We start from the raw sequence: 18,728 nt of genomic DNA, 5'->3' as shown, positions 1-18,728 counted from the left end.
AACTCCAGTGCAGTTGGTCGCCAACTTGGAAGAAGGTGGCCGATGGTGGCAACGAAGGAGACCAAGTAAGGCCCATCAGCGAAGCAACGCCGAAGCAGGAGGAACCACCATGTCCGTTCTCAGCCTCCTCTCCGCGGTGGTCGTGATCGCCTTCGAGCAGCTCGCGCAGTGGCACTACGGTCCGGCCGGCCTCGCCGGCCTGCTCCTGCTCGCCATCGGCGCCAAGGCCAGGAACGCCACCTGTAGTTCGGTGGGCGGCGTGCTGCTCGCACTCACAGTGGCCGGACCCGCGCTGCACTGATCGGGCACGCTCTTACTGGCCGGGACCACCGTCATCGACCGGGCCCGCCATCACTGGCCGGGCCCACCGTCATGAGCTGAGCCACAGGTCCTGGCTGATCGTGTTCCACAAGCCGTTGAACCAAAGGTGGGACTGCTCCACGAAGGTCGTGTCGCGCAGCCCCGCCCCGTGCTCGAACGCGAAGAGCATCTGCCGCACGCCCTGCGCGTCGTACACATCCACCCGCTCATGGTCGATCTGCTCGCCGTGTCTGGCCAGCGTGTAGTACGCGAACAGCGCCTCGTTGCTGTTGAGCAGGTAGAGCTTGACCGGGGGCGTGAACGGCAGCGCGCGGAACTCCACCGAGACGTCCATGCCGTGCGTGGCCCGCAGAGCCAGCAGATTGTGGCGCAGCACCTGCCCCTGCGCGTTGCGCTGCGCCAGCCAGTCGCGCCGCAGCCTGCCGCCCACCGCCGCCTCCGCCCGCGAGGCCTCCGCCGCCCGCGACACGGGCTCGACGACCGGTGGCGCGGGCGCGGGAAACGCGAGGTCGATGTCCCGGCTCGGCAGCAGCACCCGCACCCGGACCCTGGCCGGTTTCGTACGCCCCTCGTGGATGAGGCGCAGCGGTTCACCCATCGCGAGCGTCAACGAGACCGCCGTCATGCACAGGGCGTCGATCTCCACGTCCGCCTGCTGGAAGGCTTCGGCGATGCGCGGAGCGAGCGTCACCATGGTCGACTGCGGCTGCGCCTCGGGGCCGAGCAGCGCGGGCCGCGGATGCCGAGCGACCGTGGCCGGGCTGCCCTTCGTGGCGTTCACCAACAGGTTCTCGGACTGCAGAATGCGCAGCGCCTGACGTACGGCGGAGCGCTCCACACCGAATTCGCCCGCCAACTGTGCCTGTGTAGGCATCCGTTGGCCGGGACTCAGGCGGCCGGACGTGATCCGGTCGCGCAGCGCGTCGGCCACTTCGCGGTGCGTGTAGCGCGCCCGCTGTGACCTGGGCCGTCCGTTGACGGCGGCATGCTCCCCACTCACAACCAAACCCTACAACTTCCCGCCATCTTTGGGGAGTTGAGGTGAAGGTGGTTATGAGCCGCCCTTCAACGGAGATAACTACCTTTGAGTTGGTGACCAACTTCCCGGACATGGTCGGGGGACCTGAAGTTGGTCACCACTAAGGACCGCAGGTCCTGAAGGAGGTAGGACAATGCCGCTCTTCGCCATCGTCATCGCCGCACTCGCCATCGGGTTCGAGCAGCTCATCCAGTGGAAGTACGGGCCGATGGGCATCATCGCCTTCATCGTTCTCTCCGTCGGCCTCAAGGCCAAGAACACCGTGATCAGCGGCATCGGGGCCGTCGTCCTCGTGATGCTGCTCGCCCAGAGCGGCTGACCGGGCTCCCTTCCGGAGGGGAGCCGGGAGCCCGGTCGGTCAGTACGTCGTCAGCACATCGTCAGTACGTCGTACGTGAATGGGGTCGCGGCCCAGATCACCAAGGGCCGCGGCTCAGAACACATCGGGGCACCACGGCCGCCGCGAGGTCCGCAGCAGGGCGCCGAGCCCGGCGGCCGCACCCTCCTCGTGCTCCACGATCCGCCCCAGGGCGGCGAGCCGCACCGCGGACTCGCCACCCAGCCACAGAGCACCCAACTCGCGTACGTCGACCGTGAGTTGGGGCGAGGCGGCGCCCGGCGAACAGACCGCCCCGCCGGGCGCCGCCGTCAACGTGAACCGTCCGCCCGCGAGCCCCGCGGGGTCGAGCACCTCGAACGCGATCTCCCCGCTGGTGTCGTACGAGCGCGCCTCCAGGGCCCGTACGACGTCCAGGATCCGCACCCACATCAAGTCGGCCTGCTGCGTCACGCGGGCCGCGCGCGGGTCCGGGAGGAGGTCCGGCAACAGGTCGTCCGAGGCGCGGTGCCCGCTCTCCACGACGGTGACCCAGTCGACCGAGCAGACGAAGTGCCACAGGGCCCGCTCGGCGGTCGGGGTGAGAGCGAGCAGGTCCTGCACCTTCGCCGTGCACGTCGGCTGCATGTGGTCGTTGAACCGGGCCTCCGTGCGGTACGCGACCAGGCCCTCCACCTCGCCGCGCGCGTTGCGGTACACCGCGTAGAACGGCTCCGTCCACGGGTCCTCCGGGGTCGGCCACAGGCCGGTGTTGTACTGCCACCACTGCTCGCCGCGCGAGACAAGACCGGCGACCCGCCCGCGCAGCTTCGTGTGCAGCTCCGGGCCCACCTTGCGGATCTCCTCGGCGTCGGCCATGTCCACCCGGCCGCCGCCGTCGGGCCCCGACCAGCGGGCGTCGAGACCGGACCGCACCACGTCGATCTCCCAGGTCGTGGTGGTGGTCGCGGGGCCGAAGCCGAACCGGCCGTAGATCGGGTACTCGGCGGCGATCAGCGTGGCCGCGACGTCGCCGCGTTCCTTCGCCTCGGCGAGGTCGGCGGCCATCATGCGGCTGAGCAGGCCGCGGCGGCGGTGCGTGGGGCTGACGGTGACGTTGGTGATCGCGTCCGTGGGGACGGTGGCGCCGCCCGGCACGGTGAGCTCCTGCGCGAAGGAGCGGAACGTGGCGACCTGGCGGGTGCCGCCGCCTCCGGCGGGGGCGAAGGCGGCGCGGGTGCGGGTGAGGTCGAAGTGGGAGCGGACCTTGGCGACCCTCTGCGGTGAGGCGGTCGGGGGGCGCAGGAAACCGGTGTCGAGGGTGCGGCACCAGTCGGGCAGCTCGTCCTCGGTGACGTCCCGGACGTCTATTGCTTCGCGGTCATCAGGGGTGGCGGCACGGTTACTCATGAGCTCACGCTAGGCGGGGCCCGGCGTGCGTGTCGCCCCGATTCTTCCCAGGCCGCGGGGCTCCGGCCCGGTCCCCGCGCCTCAAACGCCGGCGGGGCTGGTTTTGCCCCCGTCGCCCGCCCCGGCCCCGCAGGCTCTCGTCTCAGAGCGGGCTTGATGTGCCCCTCAGTCGCCGGTGAAGCCCGTCGTGCCGGTCAGGAGGTCGTCGACCTGGGCCTCGCCCGCCCGGTAGCGGCGGGCGATCTCCGCGCTGCAGTCGTCCGCCGTGCGCTGCAGCTGGTGGCGGCGGCGCGAGACCAACTGCTCGTAGCGGACGAGGCGGCCCATCGCCGCGAGCAGCTCGTCGTCCGTGCGGGCGGCCAGGTCGGAGAGTTCGACCTCGGCGAGCATCTCCTGGGCGAGGCGCCGGGACTCCTCGCTGTGCGGGGTGCCGAGCGTGACGTGCCGGGCCGACGAGCGCTGCCGCGTCGGCTGGTCCCGCAGGATCTCCGAGAGCCGGTCCACGACGGGCGACTCGGGGTCCTTCCGCCGGCCCAACTCGGCCCGCAGGATGTCGATCCGGCCCTGGAGCAGGCGTCGTACGTAGCTCAGGTCCGCCTCGTTCTGCTGGGAGTCGCGGCGCAGCGTGCGCAGCTCCGGCAGGCGCAGGGCCGCCAGGTCCACGGCGGGCGCGGCGGGCAGTTCCGGGCTGTCGGTCCGCTGGGCCGGCGGGCGGGTCAGCGGGGCCACCCGTTCCCTGTGCGTCAGCGATACGGGCTGCCCGGGCAGCCCCGTACTCGTTGTGTGGCTCATGGCATGGGTATCCATGGTCTGCTTACCGTCCCCTCGACCGGACCGCGCCGCACGCCACCGACGCACCGCGTGTCAGCATGGTGCCACTCCCAGCGCCCACTTCGGGCCCGAGTGCCCCATATCCGCCCCGGATGGGGGGTTGGGGAGCATGCCAAACCCCTTGCGGAGCACGAACATCGGCGCACGGCATGATGGCCGTATGCGAGCAGTGGTGCAGAGGGTGGACGGCGCGAGCGTCGTCGTGGACGACGAGACGGTCGGCGAGATCAAGGGCGAGGGCCTGTGCGTCCTCGTCGGGGTCACGCACGAGGACACCAAGGAGAAGGCGGCCCAACTGGCCCGCAAACTCTGGTCGGTACGGATGCTGGCCGATGAGAAGTCGTGCAGCGACATCGACGCGCCGCTCCTCGTGATCAGCCAGTTCACGCTCTACGGAGACGCCCGCAAGGGCCGCCGCCCCACCTGGAACGCCGCCGCGCCGGGCCCGGTCGCCGAGCCGCTGGTCGACGAGGTCGTGGCGCAGCTGCGGGCGCTCGGCGCGACCGTGGCGACGGGCCGTTTCGGGGCGCAGATGCGGGTGTCCCTGACGAACGACGGCCCGTTCACGGTGCTCCTGGAGATGTGATTCCCCAGCGAATCAGGGCTCTACGACGATCTCCTGCGCCGCCGCCGTGGCCTCCGCGAGGAGCTCCGCGTCGGCCGGCACGTTCCGCTTGATGACCGCGAGCGCGATCGGGCCGAGCTCGTGGTGGCGTACGGAGGTCGTCACGACACCGATCTTGCGGCCCTCGGGGCCATCCGCGGCGAGCCGCACCTCGGCGCCGTGCGGCGGCAGGTGCACCTCGCTGCCGTCCAGGTGCAGGAAGACGAGCCGCCGCGGCGGCTTGCCGAGGTTGTGCACGCGGGCGACGGTCTCCTGCCCCCGGTAGCAGCCCTTCTGCAGATGCACGGCCGAGCCGATCCAGCCCAGCTCGTGCGGGATGGTGCGGTGGTCCGTCTCGAAGCCGAAGCGCGGGCGGTGCTGCTCGACGCGCAGCGCCTCGTAGGCGAGCAGCCCGACCGTCGGGCCGTTCTCACCCGCGTACGACTCCAGGTCGGCGCGCGGCAGGAACAGGTCGCGGCCGTGCGGCGTCTCGCGCACGACCACCCCGTCGGGCACCGGCGCGATCGACCCGGCGGGCAGGTGCACGACGGCGAACTCGTCGGTCCGGTCGGCGGTCTCGACCCGGTAGAAGAACTTCATGGACTCCAGGTACGCGAGGAGGGACTCCTGCGTGCCCGGTTCCACGTGCGCCCACGTCGTCGTGCCGTCGTCGACGAGGTACAGGGCGTGCTCGATGTGTCCGTTGGCGGAGAGGATCAGCGCCTCGGTGGCCCGGTCCGGCTCCAGCTGCTCCACGTGCTGGGTGAGCAGCAGGTGCAGCCAGCTCAACCGGTCCGCGCCGGTGACCGTGATCACGCCGCGGTGCGACAGGTCGACGACGCCCGCCCCGTCGGCGAGGGCCCGCTGTTCGCGGAACAGGTCGCCGTAGTGCGCGGCGACGCCTTCGTCCACGCCCTCGGCGGGAACGGCGCCGGGCAGGGCCAGCAGGGGGCTGCTCGTTGAATGTCGCTGCATGTTCACACACACTACGACGAGTGGGCGGACGCGCTTATTCCTGCGTCCGCCCCTTGTTCTTGGCGTTCTTGGCGCAGTTCTCGCAGCGACCGAAGATCGCGAAGTGCTTGAGGTCGGTGTCGAAACCGAACTCCTCGCGCAGCTTGGCGGTGAACTCCGCCGCCACGTCCACATCCGCCTCGATCACGTTCGTACAGTCCCGGCACACCATATGGATGTGGTGGTGCCGGTCGGCGAGGTGGTACGTGGGCGCGCCGTGCCCGAGATGGGCGTGCGAGACGAGCCCGAGCTCCTCCAGGAGCTCGAGGGTCCGGTAGACCGTCGAAATGTTGACCCCCGACGCCGTCTTGCGCACTTCGCACAAAATGTCGTCGGGGGTCGCATGCTCCAGGGTGTCCACGGCTTCCAGGACAAGCTGGCGCTGCGGCGTCAGCCGGTAGCCGCGCTGCCGCAGATCGCTCTTCCAGTCGATGCCTTCGGTGCTCACCACACCGACGAGTCTAGAACTACTTGGAGAGAGCGATTCGGCCTACTTGAAGAACGCGATGCCGTCGTCCGGCATGTCCGGGAGGTTGCGCGCCATCTCGGCGACCTCGTCGGGGGAGACGACCTTCTTGAGCTGGGCCGACATGTAGGGGCGCAGCGGAACCTCGGGGGTCTGCTTCTCGCCGACCCACATGAGGTCGCTCTTCACGTAGCCGTAGAGGCGCTTGCCGCCGCTGTACGGGCCGGAGGCCGCCGTGCGGGCCACCGCGTCCGTGGCGATGTCGATCTGCGGCTTCTTGTCGGCGAGCTCGCCGTACCAGACCTCGACGACGCCGTCGTCACGGACCATGACGACCTCGACCTGGCTGGGGCGGCCCTTGTCACCCTCGGCCGCAGTGATGCGCCAGAAGCCGGACTCGGACTCCAAGGGCTTCACCTTGTTGCCCTCGGCGTCCAGGATCCAGGAGTGCGAGTGGTACTCCAGGAAGTCCCGCCCGTCGTGGGTGAAGGAGACCTCCTGACCGAAGTTGGCCTTCTCGGCGCCCGGGAAGTCGGTGACGCCGGCGCCCGCCCAGTCGCCCAGGAGGAAGGCGAGGGGGACGAGGTCGGGGTGCAGGTCGGACGGGATCTGGATCATGAGCGGTTCAGACGTCTCTCAGTGGGGGGTCAGCGCTGGCCCTGGTACAGCTTCTTCACGGTCAGACCCGCGAAGGCGACGACGCCGACGCAGACCAGGACGAGAAGGGTGGAGAAGAAGGCCTCAAGCACGGGATTGCTCCTCGGTGAGCGGAACGTATGCGGATAACAGAGCCGGACCCCACTGTAGTCGTCTGGGCACCGGCGCTCTCGGCGAGGTCGGTCACAGCGGGTGCCACTGGGGTGTCACTGGTGACGCTTCTTGCCGTCCAGTTCGTCCCACCACTCGTCGGACTTCGGATCGCCGGAGGGGTCGTCCCACCAGCGGTCGTCGGGCCCTCGCCGGTTGGCGACGATGGCCGCGAAGGGCGGGATGACCATGGCGACGACGCACATGGCGACGGCCGCGGGCACCGACCAGAGCCGTACGACGCCCCAGGCCAGGACGAACAGGGCGATGCATACGCCCATCATGGCGAAGTAGGCATGCTTCCGCCGTGCGTACATACCTTCAGCGTAAGCCCGTGCGGGCGGCCCGGCTCCGGCTCCGTACATGCCGAAGGACCGCACCCGTACCAGTGGCGTCCAACCCAGGCGGGGTGCGGCCCTTCAGCCGTTGTGTGTGACCGCTCAGACGGCGATCGCGACCTCGGCGAGGCCGCCGGTCTGGGCGACGACCGTACGGTCGGCCTGGCCGCCGGGGACCAGTGCGCGCAGGGTCCACGTGCCCTCGGCCGCGTAGAAGCGGAACTGGCCCGTGGCCGAGGTGGGGACCTCGGCGGTGAACTCGCCGGTCGAGTCCAGCAGGCGCACGTAACCGGTGACGGGCTCGCCGTCCTTGGTCACCTGGCCCTGGATGGTGGTCTCACCGGGCTTGATCGTCGAGGCGTCGGGGCCGCCGGCCTTCGCTCCGCACATGTTGCTCTCCTAGGAAGTAAAGGTCGCTGGGGTTACTTGTTGGCGCCGAGCTCGATCGGCACGCCGACGAGGGAGCCGTACTCGGTCCACGAGCCGTCGTAGTTCTTGACGTTCTCCTGGCCGAGCAGCTCGTGCAGCACGAACCAGGTGAGCGCGGAGCGCTCACCGATGCGGCAGTACGCGACGGTGTCCTTGGCGAGGTCGACCTGCTCGTCCTCGTACAGGGCCTTGAGCTCGTCGTCCGACTTGAACGTGCCGTCGTCGTTGGCGTTCTTCGACCACGGGATGTTGCGCGCGGACGGGACGTGGCCCGGACGCTGCGACTGCTCCTGCGGGAGGTGGGCCGGGGCGAGCAGCTTGCCGGAGAACTCGTCGGGCGAACGCACGTCGACGAGGTTCTGGTTGCCGATCGCGTTGACGACGTCGTCGCGGAAGGCGCGGATCGACGTGTCCTGCGGCTTGGCCTTGTACTGCGTGGCCGGACGGTTCGGAACCTGCGCGCCGTCGACCAGGTCGCGGGAGTCGAGCTCCCACTTCTTGCGGCCGCCGTCGAGGAGCTTCACGTCCTGGTGGCCGTAGAGCTTGAAGTACCAGAAGGCGTAGGAGGCGAACCAGTTGTTGTTGCCGCCGTAGAGGACGACGGTCGTGTCGTTGCCGATGCCCTTCTTCGACAGCAGCTCCTCGAAGCCGGCCTGGTCGATGAAGTCACGGCGGACCGGGTCCTGGAGGTCCTTGGTCCAGTCGATCCGGATCGCGTTCTTGATGTGGTTCTTGTCGTACGCGGACGTGTCTTCGTCCACCTCGACCAGCGCCACGTTGTCGTTGTCGAGGTTGGCCTCGACCCAGTCGGCGTCTACCAGGACGTCGCTGCGGCTCATGCTGATTCCTCCGGGGCAGTTGCGGGGGTATGCGAAAGGGGTGTGCGTAGCTGCACGGGGACCCCGAGACGTAGGCCTCAAGGGGTCCGGGGAAAGCGGGAGTTGATCCGCCCCCAAGCTCTCGGCTTCGCTCGAGCAGGGGGTGCCCCCGCGCTCAGGCGGCGCGACAGAGCATGGCGGCGACGCGGCACAGGTCTACTGCCCGCCGCTTCGTGAGATCCGCCTGTCGCTTCATGGGTCCGATCGTAAGGACGTACCGGCGGCCGTGTCACCGGCGTGTCGGATGGTGAGACGAGATCGTCCGGAATATGAGAACGATCGCGATCCGGGACGGCATTCGCCCCGCCGCCGCACCGCCGGACGCCCGGTGACATCTACTCTGCGGACGCCGTCGTCTCGCAGTTCGGACCGATGGCGCCCCGGGCCCGTTTCGGCATCTCCCCGGGCCTACCCGACCAGGTCGAGGTCCGAACCCTTCACCGTGATCTCGATGCCCTGACCGACGGCCTGCACCCGGTCGAGCTTGATACCGGCCGGCAGGTCGTCGAGCGCCTGCTGGAAGTCGGTGACGCCCCGGAGTGGTCCGTCCGCCAGCTTGAACGCGCTCACGTCCGGCAGGCTGTCGGCGCGCGCGGAGAGCTTGCCGCCGTCGACGTCGACCGTGCTGCGCACCGTGGGCCGCACCGTGCCGAGCGGGGTCTTGATCGCGACCGTGACCTTGACCTTGTGGTCGCCGCCGTACGCGAGCCCGTCGATCCACGCGGAGATGCCGGGCGCGACCTGCGCCGGGCCCTCCTTCTTCACGGCCTTGAGGAGCTCGGTGTAGTCGATACGGGCGGTACCGGTGGCCGAGTCGGCGGTGGCGGAGCTGTAGCTGCTGTCGAACTTCACGCCGTGCATCTCGGCCTTGAGGTCCGCGATACGGATGGCGGCGCCGTCGCTCTTGCCGCTCTTCGCCTCGAAGTCCTGGATGCCGAGCTGGACGTCGTCCAGGGTGCCGCCCGCGACCTGGGTCAGGAACGGGAAGCCGTTGATCGACACGTCGGGGGTCTGCCCCAGCCCCTCGCTCGTGCGGATCTTGTCGGCGGCCTTGCTCTCGGCGAAGTGGACCGCGATCCGGTCGGCCGCCACAAAAAGGCCGCCGATGACGACGACAAATATCAACAGTATTCGCAGTGCGCGCATGGCCCGGAGGGTACGCGAACCGCGCCGCACGGCCGCTAGCCGAGTGCGCGGCCCAGCAACCACACCGCCGGTGCGGCAGCGGCCAGCGGAAGCGCCACGCCCGCCGTCATGTGCACGAACCGCGACGGGTAGTCGTACGACGCGACCCGGTGGCCGATGACGGCGCAGGCACCCGCACCGAGGCCGAGGAAGGCGCCGCCCGAACCCAGGTCGGTCATGCCGCCGGCGGCGATCCCCGCACCGGTGGCCGCGAGCAGCGCGACGACGACGGACACGACGGTCGGCAGCGGCAGCGCGCGGGCCACGATCGCGACCGCCACGGCCACCCCGCCGACCGTCACCGCCTCGGGATCGGCCGCGAGATGCCCGGTCGCCACGATCGCGAGCGCCGCGGAGGCGACCGTCGCCATCAGGCCGTACATCCGCTCGTCGGGCTCGGCGTGCGAACGCAGTTGGAGGACCAGGGTGAGCAGCACCCAGACGCCGAGCGTGCCGAGGATCGCGGCGGGGCCGTTGTCGCGGCCGGCCACGAGCAGCGCGATGTCCGCGACGACGCCGCCCATGAAGGCGAGCGCGATGCCCTGGCGGGCGGGCCACATCCCGTTGAGCCGGAACCAGCCCGCGGCCGTGACCGCCTGCAACACCACCAGCGGCACGAGCAGCGCGTACGAGCCGATGGCGGCACCACCGGCGAGCAACAGCGCAAGCACGGCGGTGAGCGCGGCAGGCTGCAGCCCGGGCTCGATGATGGGCGACCGACCTTCGGCGCGGGCGCGCTGGGCAGCGGTGGCCACATCAGGCCCCGCACTGGGCCGTGAGCCCGCGGGGTCCGGGGCGGAGCCCCGTGCGGCGGGCGTCTCCGACATCTGCGGGGCGGGGCCCGTCGCAGGCCCCTGCGGCGCAGCCTCGTACGACCACTGCTGAGCCGGAGGCCCCCCGTACTCGTACCCCTGCTGCGGCACCGCCGACGGCTGCACCTGGGTGTCCCACGTACTGCCCTGCCACTGCTGCGTGGCCTCATCCTGGTACTGCTGCTGCGGCTGCTGCTGCGGCTGCCCATACGGGTCGTACTGAGGGTCGTACTGGTACGGGTACTGCTGGTTGTTGCTCATCGGGGTGTCATCCTCCTGCGAACGGCGGGAGCACCTCGACCGTGCCGCCCTCGGCAAGCCGTACCGTCTCATGACCGCGGGTCCCGACCGGGTCCCCGTCGACGAGGAACGAGGAGCGCTGGAGGACCCGGACGAGATCGCCGGGGTGCCGCGTGCGCACCGTGTCCAGCGCCGCGGCCAGGGTCTCGGCCTCGTACGGCTCCTCCGCGACGCCGGCGGCGGCCTTGGCCGCCGCCCAGAAGCGGATCGTGCCCTGCGCCATCCCGACTCCTCTCTCGGTCCCGCTCTGCTCTCTCGGTACTGCTCTGTGTGCGGCGTCCTATTGTGCGGCAAGCGTCGCCGCGACCCACGCCCCGATCCGCTCGATCAGCTCGTCGCTCGCCGCGTTCTCCGCGTGGCCCATCCCCGCTTCGAGCCACAGCTCCGCGCCTCCGTCGGCCGCCGCCCCGAGCAGCATCCGGGGGTGGTCGACGGGAAAGTACGGGTCGCGGTCGCCGTGCACCACGAGCAGCGGAGTCGGCGCGATCAGCGGGACCGACTCGACCGGGGAGAGCGGGACCGGGTCCCAGTCGTACGGGTGGATCCGCGTGCCCAGCCCGAAGCGGCTGACAAGGCGTCCCGCGGGCCGGGTCACCGCCCAGTGCACCCGCCGCATCGGGGCCGTGCCGCGGTAGAACCACCGGGCGGGGGCGCTCACCGCGACGACCCCGTCAACGTGCGCTTCCGTGCGCCCCCTGTGCAGCGCGGCCTGCCGCAGCACCACGGAACCGCCCATGGAGAAGCCGACCGTCACCACGCGCGCGTGGCCGAGCGAGCGCGCCCATTCGACCGCCGCCGCGAGATCGAGCACTTCCTTGTCGCCGACCGTGGACCGTCCGCCGGAGCGTCCGTGCCCCCTGAACGAGAACGTGACCACGGCCGCACGCTGCGCGAACACCGCTGCCGCGCGGCGCACATGGGGCCGCTCCAGATCGCCGGTGAAGCCGTGCGCGAGCACGATCGCCGGGGCTTCGGGGCCGCCGGGACCGGGCTCGTAGGAGGCGTCGATGGCGACTCCGTCGCGTGTCCGGAGCATCACGCGTTGTCTCCGTTCCGTGATCGGCCACACAGAAGATCCACGCTTGTCACCTGCCGGACCCCAACTCATGTGGGCTATTCTGCTGGGAAGAGGACTCGGGCAATGCAGCCCCCGGGTCCTTTTGTGCTTTCAAGGGCGTTGTATACGACGCCCCGAAAACACAGGCAAAACAGCAGGTCAGAACCCCAGGGCGCGGGGTCTCCTGCCAGTACGAAGCAGTGCCGCAAACGTCCTCGTAGGGACCCGAGGAGGAACCAGACGTTATGGGCGAGCGAACCGTGCACGAACGTATGACGACCCAGGCAGGTGGGCGGCGATGAGTTCTCTGCTGCTCCTTACGAATGCCCTTCAGCCGTCGACGGAGGTGCTCCCCGCTCTCGGCCTGCTCCTGCACAACGTGCGAGTGGCTCCGGCGGAGGGCCCCGCACTCGTCGACACACCAGGTGCCGATGTCATCCTCATCGACGGGCGCCGAGACCTCCCGCAGGTCCGCAGTCTCTGTCAGCTGCTCCGCTCGACGGGGCCCGGCTGTCCGCTGGTGCTCGTCGTGACGGAGGGCGGCCTCGCGGCCGTCACCGCGGACTGGGGCATCGACGACGTACTCCTGGACACCGCGGGACCCGCGGAGGTCGAGGCACGCCTCCGGCTCGCGATGGGCCGGCAGCAGATCGTCACCGACGACTCCCCCATGGAGATCCGCAACGGTGATCTGTCGGTGGACGAGGCGACCTACAGCGCGAAGCTCAAGGGCCGGGTCCTCGACCTGACCTTCAAGGAGTTCGAGCTCCTGAAGTACCTGGCGCAGCACCCCGGTCGCGTGTTCACGCGCGCCCAGCTGCTCCAGGAGGTCTGGGGCTACGACTACTTCGGCGGCACCCGGACCGTGGACGTCCACGTGCGACGGCTGCGGGCCAAGCTCGGGCCGGAGCACGAGTCGCTGATCGGCACCGTGCGCAACGTGGGCTACCGCTTCGTCACCCCGGAGAAGCCGGAGAAGAAGGCGGAGAAGAACGCCGAGGCGCGGGCCGAGAAGCAGGCGGAACGGGAGGCCGAGCAGCGGGCCGCGGCCGCGAACAAGGCGGATACCGCAGAAAACACGGACAAGGTTTCGTCCCCCGTGGACGGAGTGGGCCGCCCGGCCCCCGTGCGCCGCTAGCTGTGCGGCTCACGCCCTGCCCAGAGGGTGGTCCATCCGCGTAGACTCCGCGCGTGGCCAAGGTGACTCGGGACGATGTGGCGCGACTGGCGGGTACTTCGACCGCCGTCGTGTCCTACGTGATCAACAACGGACCCCGGCCGGTCGCCCCGGCCACGCGCGAGCGCGTGCAGGCCGCGATCAAGGAGCTGGGGTACCGGCCCGACCGGGTCGCCCAGGCCATGGCCTCGCGGCGTACCGACCTCATAGGCATGATCGTGCCGGACGCGCGCCAGCCGTTCTTCGCGGAGATGACGCACGCCGTCGAACAGGCGGCGTCCGAGCGCGGAAAAATGGTGCTGGTCGGCAACTCGGACTACACGCCCGACCGTGAGGTGCACTATGTGCGCGCCTTCCTCGGCATGCGGGTCTCGGGCCTGATCCTCGTCTCGCACGGTTTCAACGACCTCGCGGCGAACGAGATCGAGGCCTGGGACGCCCGCGTCGTCCTGCTGCACGAGCGGCCCGAGGCGATCGACGACGTCGCGGTCGTGACCGATGACGTCGGCGGCGCCCAGCTCGCCACCCGGCACCTCCTGGAGCACGGCCACGAGTACGTCGCCTGCCTGGGCGGCACCGCGGACACCCCGTCCGTCGGCGACCCGGTCTCCGACCACGTCGAGGGCTGGCGTCGCGCCATGAAGGAGGCGGGGCGGTCCATCGACGGCCGGCTCTTCGAGGCGCCGTACAACCGCTACGACGCCTACAAGGTGGCGCTCGGCCTGCTGGCCGGGCCCGACCGGCCGCCCGCGATCTTCTGCTCCACGGACGACCAGGCCATCGGTGTGCTGCGGGCCGCGCGCGAGCTGCGCCTCGACGTGCCGGGCGAGCTCGCGGTGGCCGGGTTCGACGACGTGAAGGAGGCGGGGCTCACCGATCCGCCGCTGACCACCGTCGCCTCGGACCGGCCCGCGATGGCGCGGGCCGCCGTGGACCTCGTCCTGGACGACTCGCTGCGGGTGGCCGGGTCGCGGCGCGAGCGGCTGAAGCTGTTCCCCTCGCGGCTGGTCGTCCGGCAGTCCTGCGGCTGCCCGTAGGCTCCGCCGACCCGTCTTTACTTCGGGCAAACAGGGTTCTGCTGGGACTCTCAGGGCGCACTCAGCCGGCTCTCATGTACGCGCCACAGGCTTGGTGCCATGACCGAGACCTACCGCCGAAGCGGCGATGACTCCCAGGCCTACCCTCCGCAGCCCCCGTACCTGCCGGGCGTGGTGCTCTCCGAGCAGACGCACGAGCAGCCGCGTTACGAGCACCCGCAGCAGGAGTACTCGCAGCAGTCGCAGCAGGAGCACCCGCAGCACGAGCAGCCGCAGCACGGCAGCCCGAAGAAGAAGCGGCTGCGCGGACCGGCCGGGCTCATCACGGCGGTGGCGATCGCGGCGGCGGCCGTCGGCGGCGGCACCGCGTACGCCTTCCAGGAGCTGACCGGCTCCGCCACGGCCTCGTCCTCCACCAGCACCACGGTGGTGCCCAGCAGCAAGAAGGGCACCGTGTCCGGCGTCGCGGAGGCGGTCAGCCCGTCGATCGTCGAGATCAACGCGACGCTCGGCTCCGGTTCCTCGACCGGCTCCGGCGTGATCATCACGAGCGGCGGCGAGATCGTCACCAACAACCACGTCGTGTCCGGCGCCTCCTCCGTCAAGGTCTCGACGAGCGACGGCAAGACGTACACGGCGGAGGTCGTCGGCACCGACGCGAAGAAGGACCTCGCGCTCATCAAGCTGAAGAACGCCTCCGGCCTCAAGGCCGCGACGCTCGGCGACTCCGAGGGCGTCAAGGTCGGCGACGACGTCGTCGCGATCGGCTCCCCCGAGGGCCTGACCGGCACCGTGACCAGCGGCATCGTCTCCGCGCTCCAGCGCGATGTCACCGTCTCCACCGACGAGGACCAGCAGCAGCAACAGCAGCAGGGCGGCGGCAGCGGCCAGTGGCCGTTCGAGTACGGCGGCCAGGAGTTCAACGGCGACACCGGCTCGTCCAAGACGACGTACAAGGCCATTCAGACGGACGCGTCGCTCAACCCCGGTAACTCCGGTGGCGCGCTCATCGACATGAACGGCAACATCGTCGGCATCAACTCGGCGATGTACTCGTCCGCTTCGGACTCCTCCACGTCGGCCTCCAGCAACGGCAGCGTGGGCCTCGGCTTCGCCATCCCGATCAACACGGTCAAGGCGGACCTGGACACGCTGCGAGCCGGCGGCAGCGACAGCTGACGCCACACCCGGGGTGGCCGTGCGAGGCTGAGAGACGCCGACCGCCCACCCGTACCCACCGACAGGAAACACTGACCATGAGCCCCGCCGAAGGCGAACCGCACCGCATCCTCATCGTCGACGACGAGCCCGCGGTACTGGAGGCGCTCCAGCGCTCCCTCGCCTTCGAGGGCTACGCCACCGAGGTCGCGGTCGACGGCGCGGACGCCCTGGAGAAGGTCGCCGCGTACCGCCCCGACCTGGTCGTCCTCGACATCCAGATGCCCCGCATGGACGGCCTGACCGCGGCCCGCCGGATGCGCGCCACGGGATCCACGACCCCGATCCTCATGCTCACCGCCCGTGACACGGTCGGCGACCGCGTCACGGGCCTCGACGCGGGCGCCGACGACTACCTGGTCAAGCCGTTCGAGCTCGACGAACTGTTCGCCCGGGTACGGGCCCTGCTGCGCCGCAGCTCGTACGCGTCCGGGGCCGACGGCGGCGGCGACGATTCGGACGCCCTCTCCTTCGCCGACCTGCGCATGGACCTGACGACCCGCGAGGTCACGCGCGGCGGGCGCGCGGTCGAGCTGACCCGCACCGAGTACACGCTCCTGGAGATGTTCCTGGCCCACCCCCGCCAGGTCCTCACCCGCGAGCAGATCCTCAAGGCGGTCTGGGGCTTCGACTTCGAGCCGTCCTCCAACTCGCTCGACGTGTACGTGATGTACCTGCGGCGCAAGACCGAGGCGGGCGGCGAACCGCGCCTCGTGCACACGGTGCGGGGTGTGGGGTACGTGCTGCGATCGGACGGGACCGGCGAGTGAGCAAGCTCGTACGGCGGCTGCGGACGTTGCCGCTGCGGTCGCGGATCGCGTTGCTCGTCGCGGTGGCGGTTGCTGCGGCGGTGGCCGCGGTGGCGGTGACGTGTTGGTTCATCACGGCGGACCAACTGCGCAACCAGATGGACAAGGACCTGCACAGCCAGGTCGGCTCGCTGAACCAGAACCGTGGCGCGGCGGCGCTGCTCGCCTGCTCGTCCACGCAGAACCAGCGGGAGTTCCCGGGGCCGACGATCCAGTTGGTCTCCGCGGACGGCAATGTCTGCACCTGGCGCGGCAAGTCGGCGATCCCGGCCACGTCGGCGGACAAGGCCGTCGCGGAGGGCACCGAAGGGGAGGCCCTGCACACCACGGACGCGCAGGACGGCACGTCGATGCGTGTCCTGACCGTCCCGGTCGCCAACGGCCCCAACAAGGTGAAGGTGCCGGACATCGCGGTCTCCATCGCCACGCCCATGGACGAGATCACCCAACCCCTCACCACCCTCGCCTGGGTCCTCCTCCTCGTCGGCGGCATCGGCGTACTCGGCTCCACGGCCGCCGGCCTGTGGATCGCCCGCACCGGACTGCGCCCCGTCGACCAGCTCACCGAGACCGTCGAGCACGTGGCCAGGACCGAGGACCTCACGGTCAGGATCCCGGTCGAGGGCGACGACGAGATCGCGCGGCTCGCGGCCTCGTTCAACGCGATGAACGCCTCGCTGGCAAGCTCCCGCGAGCTCCAGCAGCAGCTCATCGCCGACGCGGGTCACGAGCTGCGGACGCCGCTGACCTCGATGCGTACCAACATCGAGCTGCTCACCCGGATCGAGGAGACCGGCCGCTCCATCCCCCCTGAGGACCGCAAGGCGCTGATGGCGTCGGTGAAGGCCCAGATGACGGAGCTGGCCGCGCTGATCGGCGACCTTCAGGAGCTGTCGCGTACGGGACTGACCGGGGCCGAAGGGCCGTTGAAGGTGGTCTCGCTGCACGACACGGTCCGCAGCGCCGTCGAGCGTGCCCGGTTGCGCGGCCCCGAGCTGACCTTCGACACCGAGCTGGCCCCCTGGTACGTACGGTCCGAGCCGGCGGCGCTCGAGCGGGCGGTCGTGAACCTGCTGGACAACGCCGTGAAGTTCAGCCCGGAGAAGGGCCGCGTCGAGGTCCGGCTGATGCGCGGCACACTCACCGTGCGGGACCACGGCCCCGGCATCCCGGACGATGAACTCCCGTACGTCTTCGACCGGTTCTGGCGCTCGCCGACCGCGCGCGCCCTGCCGGGTTCGGGGCTCGGCCTGTCGATCGTGGCGCGCACGGTCGAGGCCAGTGGCGGCCAGGTCGCGCTCTCGGCGGCGGACGGCGGCGGCACCATCGCCACGCTGGTCCTGCCGGGAGCGCCGACGCCGCCGCCGGAGATCCCGTAGCGCACCCGAGTCCTGTGGGTCACTTGCCGACGGAGAGCCCGCCGCCCGACAGGTCCACCCGGATCCCTTCCTTCTCCACGGTCACGTCCTGCAACCGCACATATCCGTCGTCGCCCGGCAGCTTCGGCAGCCGGAAGGCGAGGGAGAGGCGGTCGGCGAGTTCGGGCCGGGTGAGGCGGGTGAGGCCGTCGAGCAGCGCCGGGTCGAGGCCGAACTTCTTCAGGAGCGCGGGGTGGGCGAGCGCGATGTCGATCAGGTTCGTGCCCATGAGCTGCTTCACGAAGCGCGGCGTCCCTGTCAGCTCACGCAGCTTCGCGTCGCTGTTCAGCGCCTGCTGCACCGCGCTGTCCGGCACTCCGAGACGCTTGACCACCGCGGGGACGGCGAGCAGCTGCCGCGCCTTGTCCACCTGCTTGGTGAGCTTGTCCACGGAGGAGCGCGTGAGGTGCAGGCCCTCGGAGGAGCGGGTGCCGGGGCGGTAGGTGGCGAGGTCGCCGATGGCCAGGCTCATGTTGTCGATGTCCGTGGAGATCCCGGACGCGCCGAGCCGCTGGATGTTCGCGTCCGCCCGCACCTTCACGTCGTGCCCGGCGACGGGCAGGGTGCCGCGCGCGAGCACCTTGTTCTTCCCGTGCCCGCTGAACGTGACCTGGGACGAGCCCAGTTCCCTGTTCAGGTCGGCGAAGCTGAGCAGCACCTCGCCGTGGATCGTGTCGGCGTAGGCGCCGCTGATGTCGGTGGGGCCCGAGCCCTTGATGCGTACGTTGTGCGCGGTCGCGGAGACCTTGGCGAGGGTGACGCGGTCGGCGGCGACGTCGGGGACGGTCACCTTCAGCTCGTGGATGCGGCGGTCGGCGAGCTGGGTGAGGAACGGGAAGCCGCTGATCTCCACCTCGGGGGCGGCCGTCAACTTCATTTGTTTCTTGATCTGTTGCGCCGCCTTGTTCTCGGCGTAGAGCACCGCCCAGCGGTCGGCCAGGGCGAGGAATCCGCACAGGACGAGGATCGCGATCAGGCCCTTGAGCGCGAAGGAGAGCCCGGCGAGGCGGCTGCGGCGCCTGCGTCGTCCTGCTCGCCTGTGGTCGGGTGGAACCGAATCCTCCGCCCCGCCATCAAACCAGTCGTCGAACGCCGCGTGCTCGTCCGCTGCGCGCTCGTCATATATGTAGTCGTCGGCTATGGGGTCGTCGGCCATGCGGTGGGGGGTGCGCATCGGCCGATTCCATCACACACCCCCACCAATCGCACAAACATCCTTCACACGTGTGGGGTGACCCACTGTTCAACCGTAGGCCACCCCA

23 protein-coding genes are annotated in these 18,728 nt (G+C 70.2%); 8 read left to right on the top strand and 15 right to left on the bottom strand.

The genetic code is table 11. The annotated features are described in order from the left end of the window. Window positions 1-109 precede the first annotated feature (109 nt). Window positions 110-301 (top strand): hypothetical protein, encoded by a 192-nt coding sequence (locus OG746_RS06690; RefSeq protein WP_266712512.1) that lies wholly within the window; start codon window positions 110-112, stop codon window positions 299-301. A 69-nt stretch (window positions 302-370) separates the two neighbouring features. Here the strand turns inward: OG746_RS06690 and OG746_RS06685 are convergent, their stop codons facing one another. After that, window positions 371-1,327, bottom strand: coding sequence for a winged helix-turn-helix domain-containing protein (locus OG746_RS06685; protein ID WP_266712511.1), 957 nt, complete (start codon window positions 1,325-1,327; stop codon window positions 371-373). Window positions 1,328-1,493: 166 nt separating this feature from the next. On the opposite strand from OG746_RS06685, the gene OG746_RS06680 reads away from it, so the two are divergent. Beyond that, window positions 1,494-1,679, top strand: a complete 186-nt coding sequence (locus OG746_RS06680) for a hypothetical protein (RefSeq protein ID WP_266712510.1) — start codon at window positions 1,494-1,496, stop codon at window positions 1,677-1,679. A 114-nt stretch (window positions 1,680-1,793) separates the two neighbouring features. On the opposite strand, the gene OG746_RS06675 is transcribed toward OG746_RS06680, so the two are convergent. Both OG746_RS06675 and OG746_RS06670 read right to left on the bottom strand, forming a co-directional pair. Then, window positions 1,794-3,086 (bottom strand): GNAT family N-acetyltransferase, encoded by a 1,293-nt coding sequence (locus tag OG746_RS06675; protein WP_266712509.1) that lies wholly within the window; start codon window positions 3,084-3,086, stop codon window positions 1,794-1,796. 165 nt (window positions 3,087-3,251) lie between these two features. Continuing rightward, a complete protein-coding gene (locus OG746_RS06670; protein ID WP_371590832.1) occupies window positions 3,252-3,878 on the bottom strand; it encodes an RsiG family protein in 627 nt (208 codons plus the stop codon). A gap of 199 nt (window positions 3,879-4,077) precedes the next feature. On the opposite strand from OG746_RS06670, the gene dtd reads away from it, so the two are divergent. Next, window positions 4,078-4,503 (top strand): D-aminoacyl-tRNA deacylase, encoded by a 426-nt coding sequence (gene dtd / locus OG746_RS06665; RefSeq protein ID WP_266712508.1) that lies wholly within the window; start codon window positions 4,078-4,080, stop codon window positions 4,501-4,503. A 12-nt stretch (window positions 4,504-4,515) separates the two neighbouring features. On the opposite strand, the gene ygfZ is transcribed toward dtd, so the two are convergent. The 11 genes from ygfZ to OG746_RS06615 form a co-directional block, all read right to left on the bottom strand. After that, window positions 4,516-5,496 (bottom strand): CAF17-like 4Fe-4S cluster assembly/insertion protein YgfZ, encoded by a 981-nt coding sequence (ygfZ, locus tag OG746_RS06660; RefSeq protein WP_266712507.1) that lies wholly within the window; start codon window positions 5,494-5,496, stop codon window positions 4,516-4,518. Window positions 5,497-5,530: 34 nt separating this feature from the next. Further along, entirely contained in the window at window positions 5,531-5,986 is a 456-nt protein-coding gene (locus OG746_RS06655; protein WP_266712506.1) for a Fur family transcriptional regulator, read from the bottom strand. A 39-nt stretch (window positions 5,987-6,025) separates the two neighbouring features. Beyond that, entirely contained in the window at window positions 6,026-6,619 is a 594-nt protein-coding gene (locus OG746_RS06650) for a heme-binding beta-barrel domain-containing protein (RefSeq protein ID WP_266712505.1), read from the bottom strand. A gap of 245 nt (window positions 6,620-6,864) precedes the next feature. Next, the gene (locus tag OG746_RS06645) at window positions 6,865-7,125 is read right to left on the bottom strand and encodes a DUF3099 domain-containing protein (protein WP_266712504.1); all 261 of its coding nucleotides are present in this window, start codon (window positions 7,123-7,125) and stop codon (window positions 6,865-6,867) included. Between the two features lie 123 nt (window positions 7,126-7,248). Beyond that, window positions 7,249-7,536 carry a DUF1416 domain-containing protein gene (locus OG746_RS06640; RefSeq protein WP_266712503.1) on the bottom strand — a complete coding sequence of 96 codons (288 nt, stop codon included), beginning with the start codon at window positions 7,534-7,536 and terminating at the stop codon, window positions 7,249-7,251. 32 nt (window positions 7,537-7,568) lie between these two features. Beyond that, window positions 7,569-8,414, bottom strand: a complete 846-nt coding sequence (locus OG746_RS06635; RefSeq protein ID WP_266712502.1) for a sulfurtransferase — start codon at window positions 8,412-8,414, stop codon at window positions 7,569-7,571. Window positions 8,415-8,568: 154 nt separating this feature from the next. Continuing rightward, window positions 8,569-8,649, bottom strand: a complete 81-nt coding sequence (locus OG746_RS45535; RefSeq protein WP_352133573.1) for a putative leader peptide — start codon at window positions 8,647-8,649, stop codon at window positions 8,569-8,571. Window positions 8,650-8,861: 212 nt separating this feature from the next. Beyond that, window positions 8,862-9,599 carry an LmeA family phospholipid-binding protein gene (locus tag OG746_RS06630; protein WP_266712501.1) on the bottom strand — a complete coding sequence of 246 codons (738 nt, stop codon included), beginning with the start codon at window positions 9,597-9,599 and terminating at the stop codon, window positions 8,862-8,864. A 35-nt stretch (window positions 9,600-9,634) separates the two neighbouring features. Continuing rightward, on the bottom strand, window positions 9,635-10,711 hold the full coding sequence (locus OG746_RS06625; RefSeq protein WP_266712499.1) for a hypothetical protein: 1,077 nt from the start codon (window positions 10,709-10,711) through the stop codon (window positions 9,635-9,637). A gap of 7 nt (window positions 10,712-10,718) precedes the next feature. Next, on the bottom strand, window positions 10,719-10,973 hold the full coding sequence (locus OG746_RS06620) for a MoaD/ThiS family protein (RefSeq protein ID WP_266712497.1): 255 nt from the start codon (window positions 10,971-10,973) through the stop codon (window positions 10,719-10,721). A 57-nt stretch (window positions 10,974-11,030) separates the two neighbouring features. Beyond that, window positions 11,031-11,858 carry an alpha/beta hydrolase gene (locus OG746_RS06615; protein ID WP_371590830.1) on the bottom strand — a complete coding sequence of 276 codons (828 nt, stop codon included), beginning with the start codon at window positions 11,856-11,858 and terminating at the stop codon, window positions 11,031-11,033. Between the two features lie 247 nt (window positions 11,859-12,105). Between OG746_RS06615 and OG746_RS06610 the strand changes: the two genes are divergently transcribed. From OG746_RS06610 to OG746_RS06590, 5 genes are all read left to right on the top strand, one after another. Then, on the top strand, window positions 12,106-12,945 hold the full coding sequence (locus OG746_RS06610; protein ID WP_266712495.1) for a response regulator transcription factor: 840 nt from the start codon (window positions 12,106-12,108) through the stop codon (window positions 12,943-12,945). Window positions 12,946-12,998: 53 nt separating this feature from the next. Continuing rightward, window positions 12,999-14,021, top strand: coding sequence for a LacI family DNA-binding transcriptional regulator (locus tag OG746_RS06605; RefSeq protein WP_266712493.1), 1,023 nt, complete (start codon window positions 12,999-13,001; stop codon window positions 14,019-14,021). Between the two features lie 99 nt (window positions 14,022-14,120). Continuing rightward, window positions 14,121-15,200, top strand: a complete 1,080-nt coding sequence (locus OG746_RS06600; protein ID WP_266712491.1) for a S1C family serine protease — start codon at window positions 14,121-14,123, stop codon at window positions 15,198-15,200. A gap of 77 nt (window positions 15,201-15,277) precedes the next feature. Then, the gene (locus OG746_RS06595; protein WP_266712489.1) at window positions 15,278-16,009 is read left to right on the top strand and encodes a response regulator transcription factor; all 732 of its coding nucleotides are present in this window, start codon (window positions 15,278-15,280) and stop codon (window positions 16,007-16,009) included. Then, on the top strand, window positions 16,006-17,427 hold the full coding sequence (locus tag OG746_RS06590) for a HAMP domain-containing sensor histidine kinase (protein ID WP_266712487.1): 1,422 nt from the start codon (window positions 16,006-16,008) through the stop codon (window positions 17,425-17,427). The genes OG746_RS06595 and OG746_RS06590 overlap by 4 nt, the downstream gene beginning before the upstream one ends. Window positions 17,428-17,446: 19 nt before the next feature. Here the strand turns inward: OG746_RS06590 and OG746_RS06585 are convergent, their stop codons facing one another. Next, a complete protein-coding gene (locus OG746_RS06585) occupies window positions 17,447-18,640 on the bottom strand; it encodes an LmeA family phospholipid-binding protein (protein WP_266712485.1) in 1,194 nt (397 codons plus the stop codon). Window positions 18,641-18,728 lie beyond the last annotated feature (88 nt).

It is taken from the genome of Streptomyces sp. NBC_01016, from assembly GCF_026341035.1.
Classification (GTDB): Bacteria; Actinomycetota; Actinomycetes; order Streptomycetales; family Streptomycetaceae; genus Streptomyces.
The sequence above is the reverse complement of the archived record's forward strand: the minus strand, read 5'-3'. Positions and strand labels throughout refer to the sequence as shown.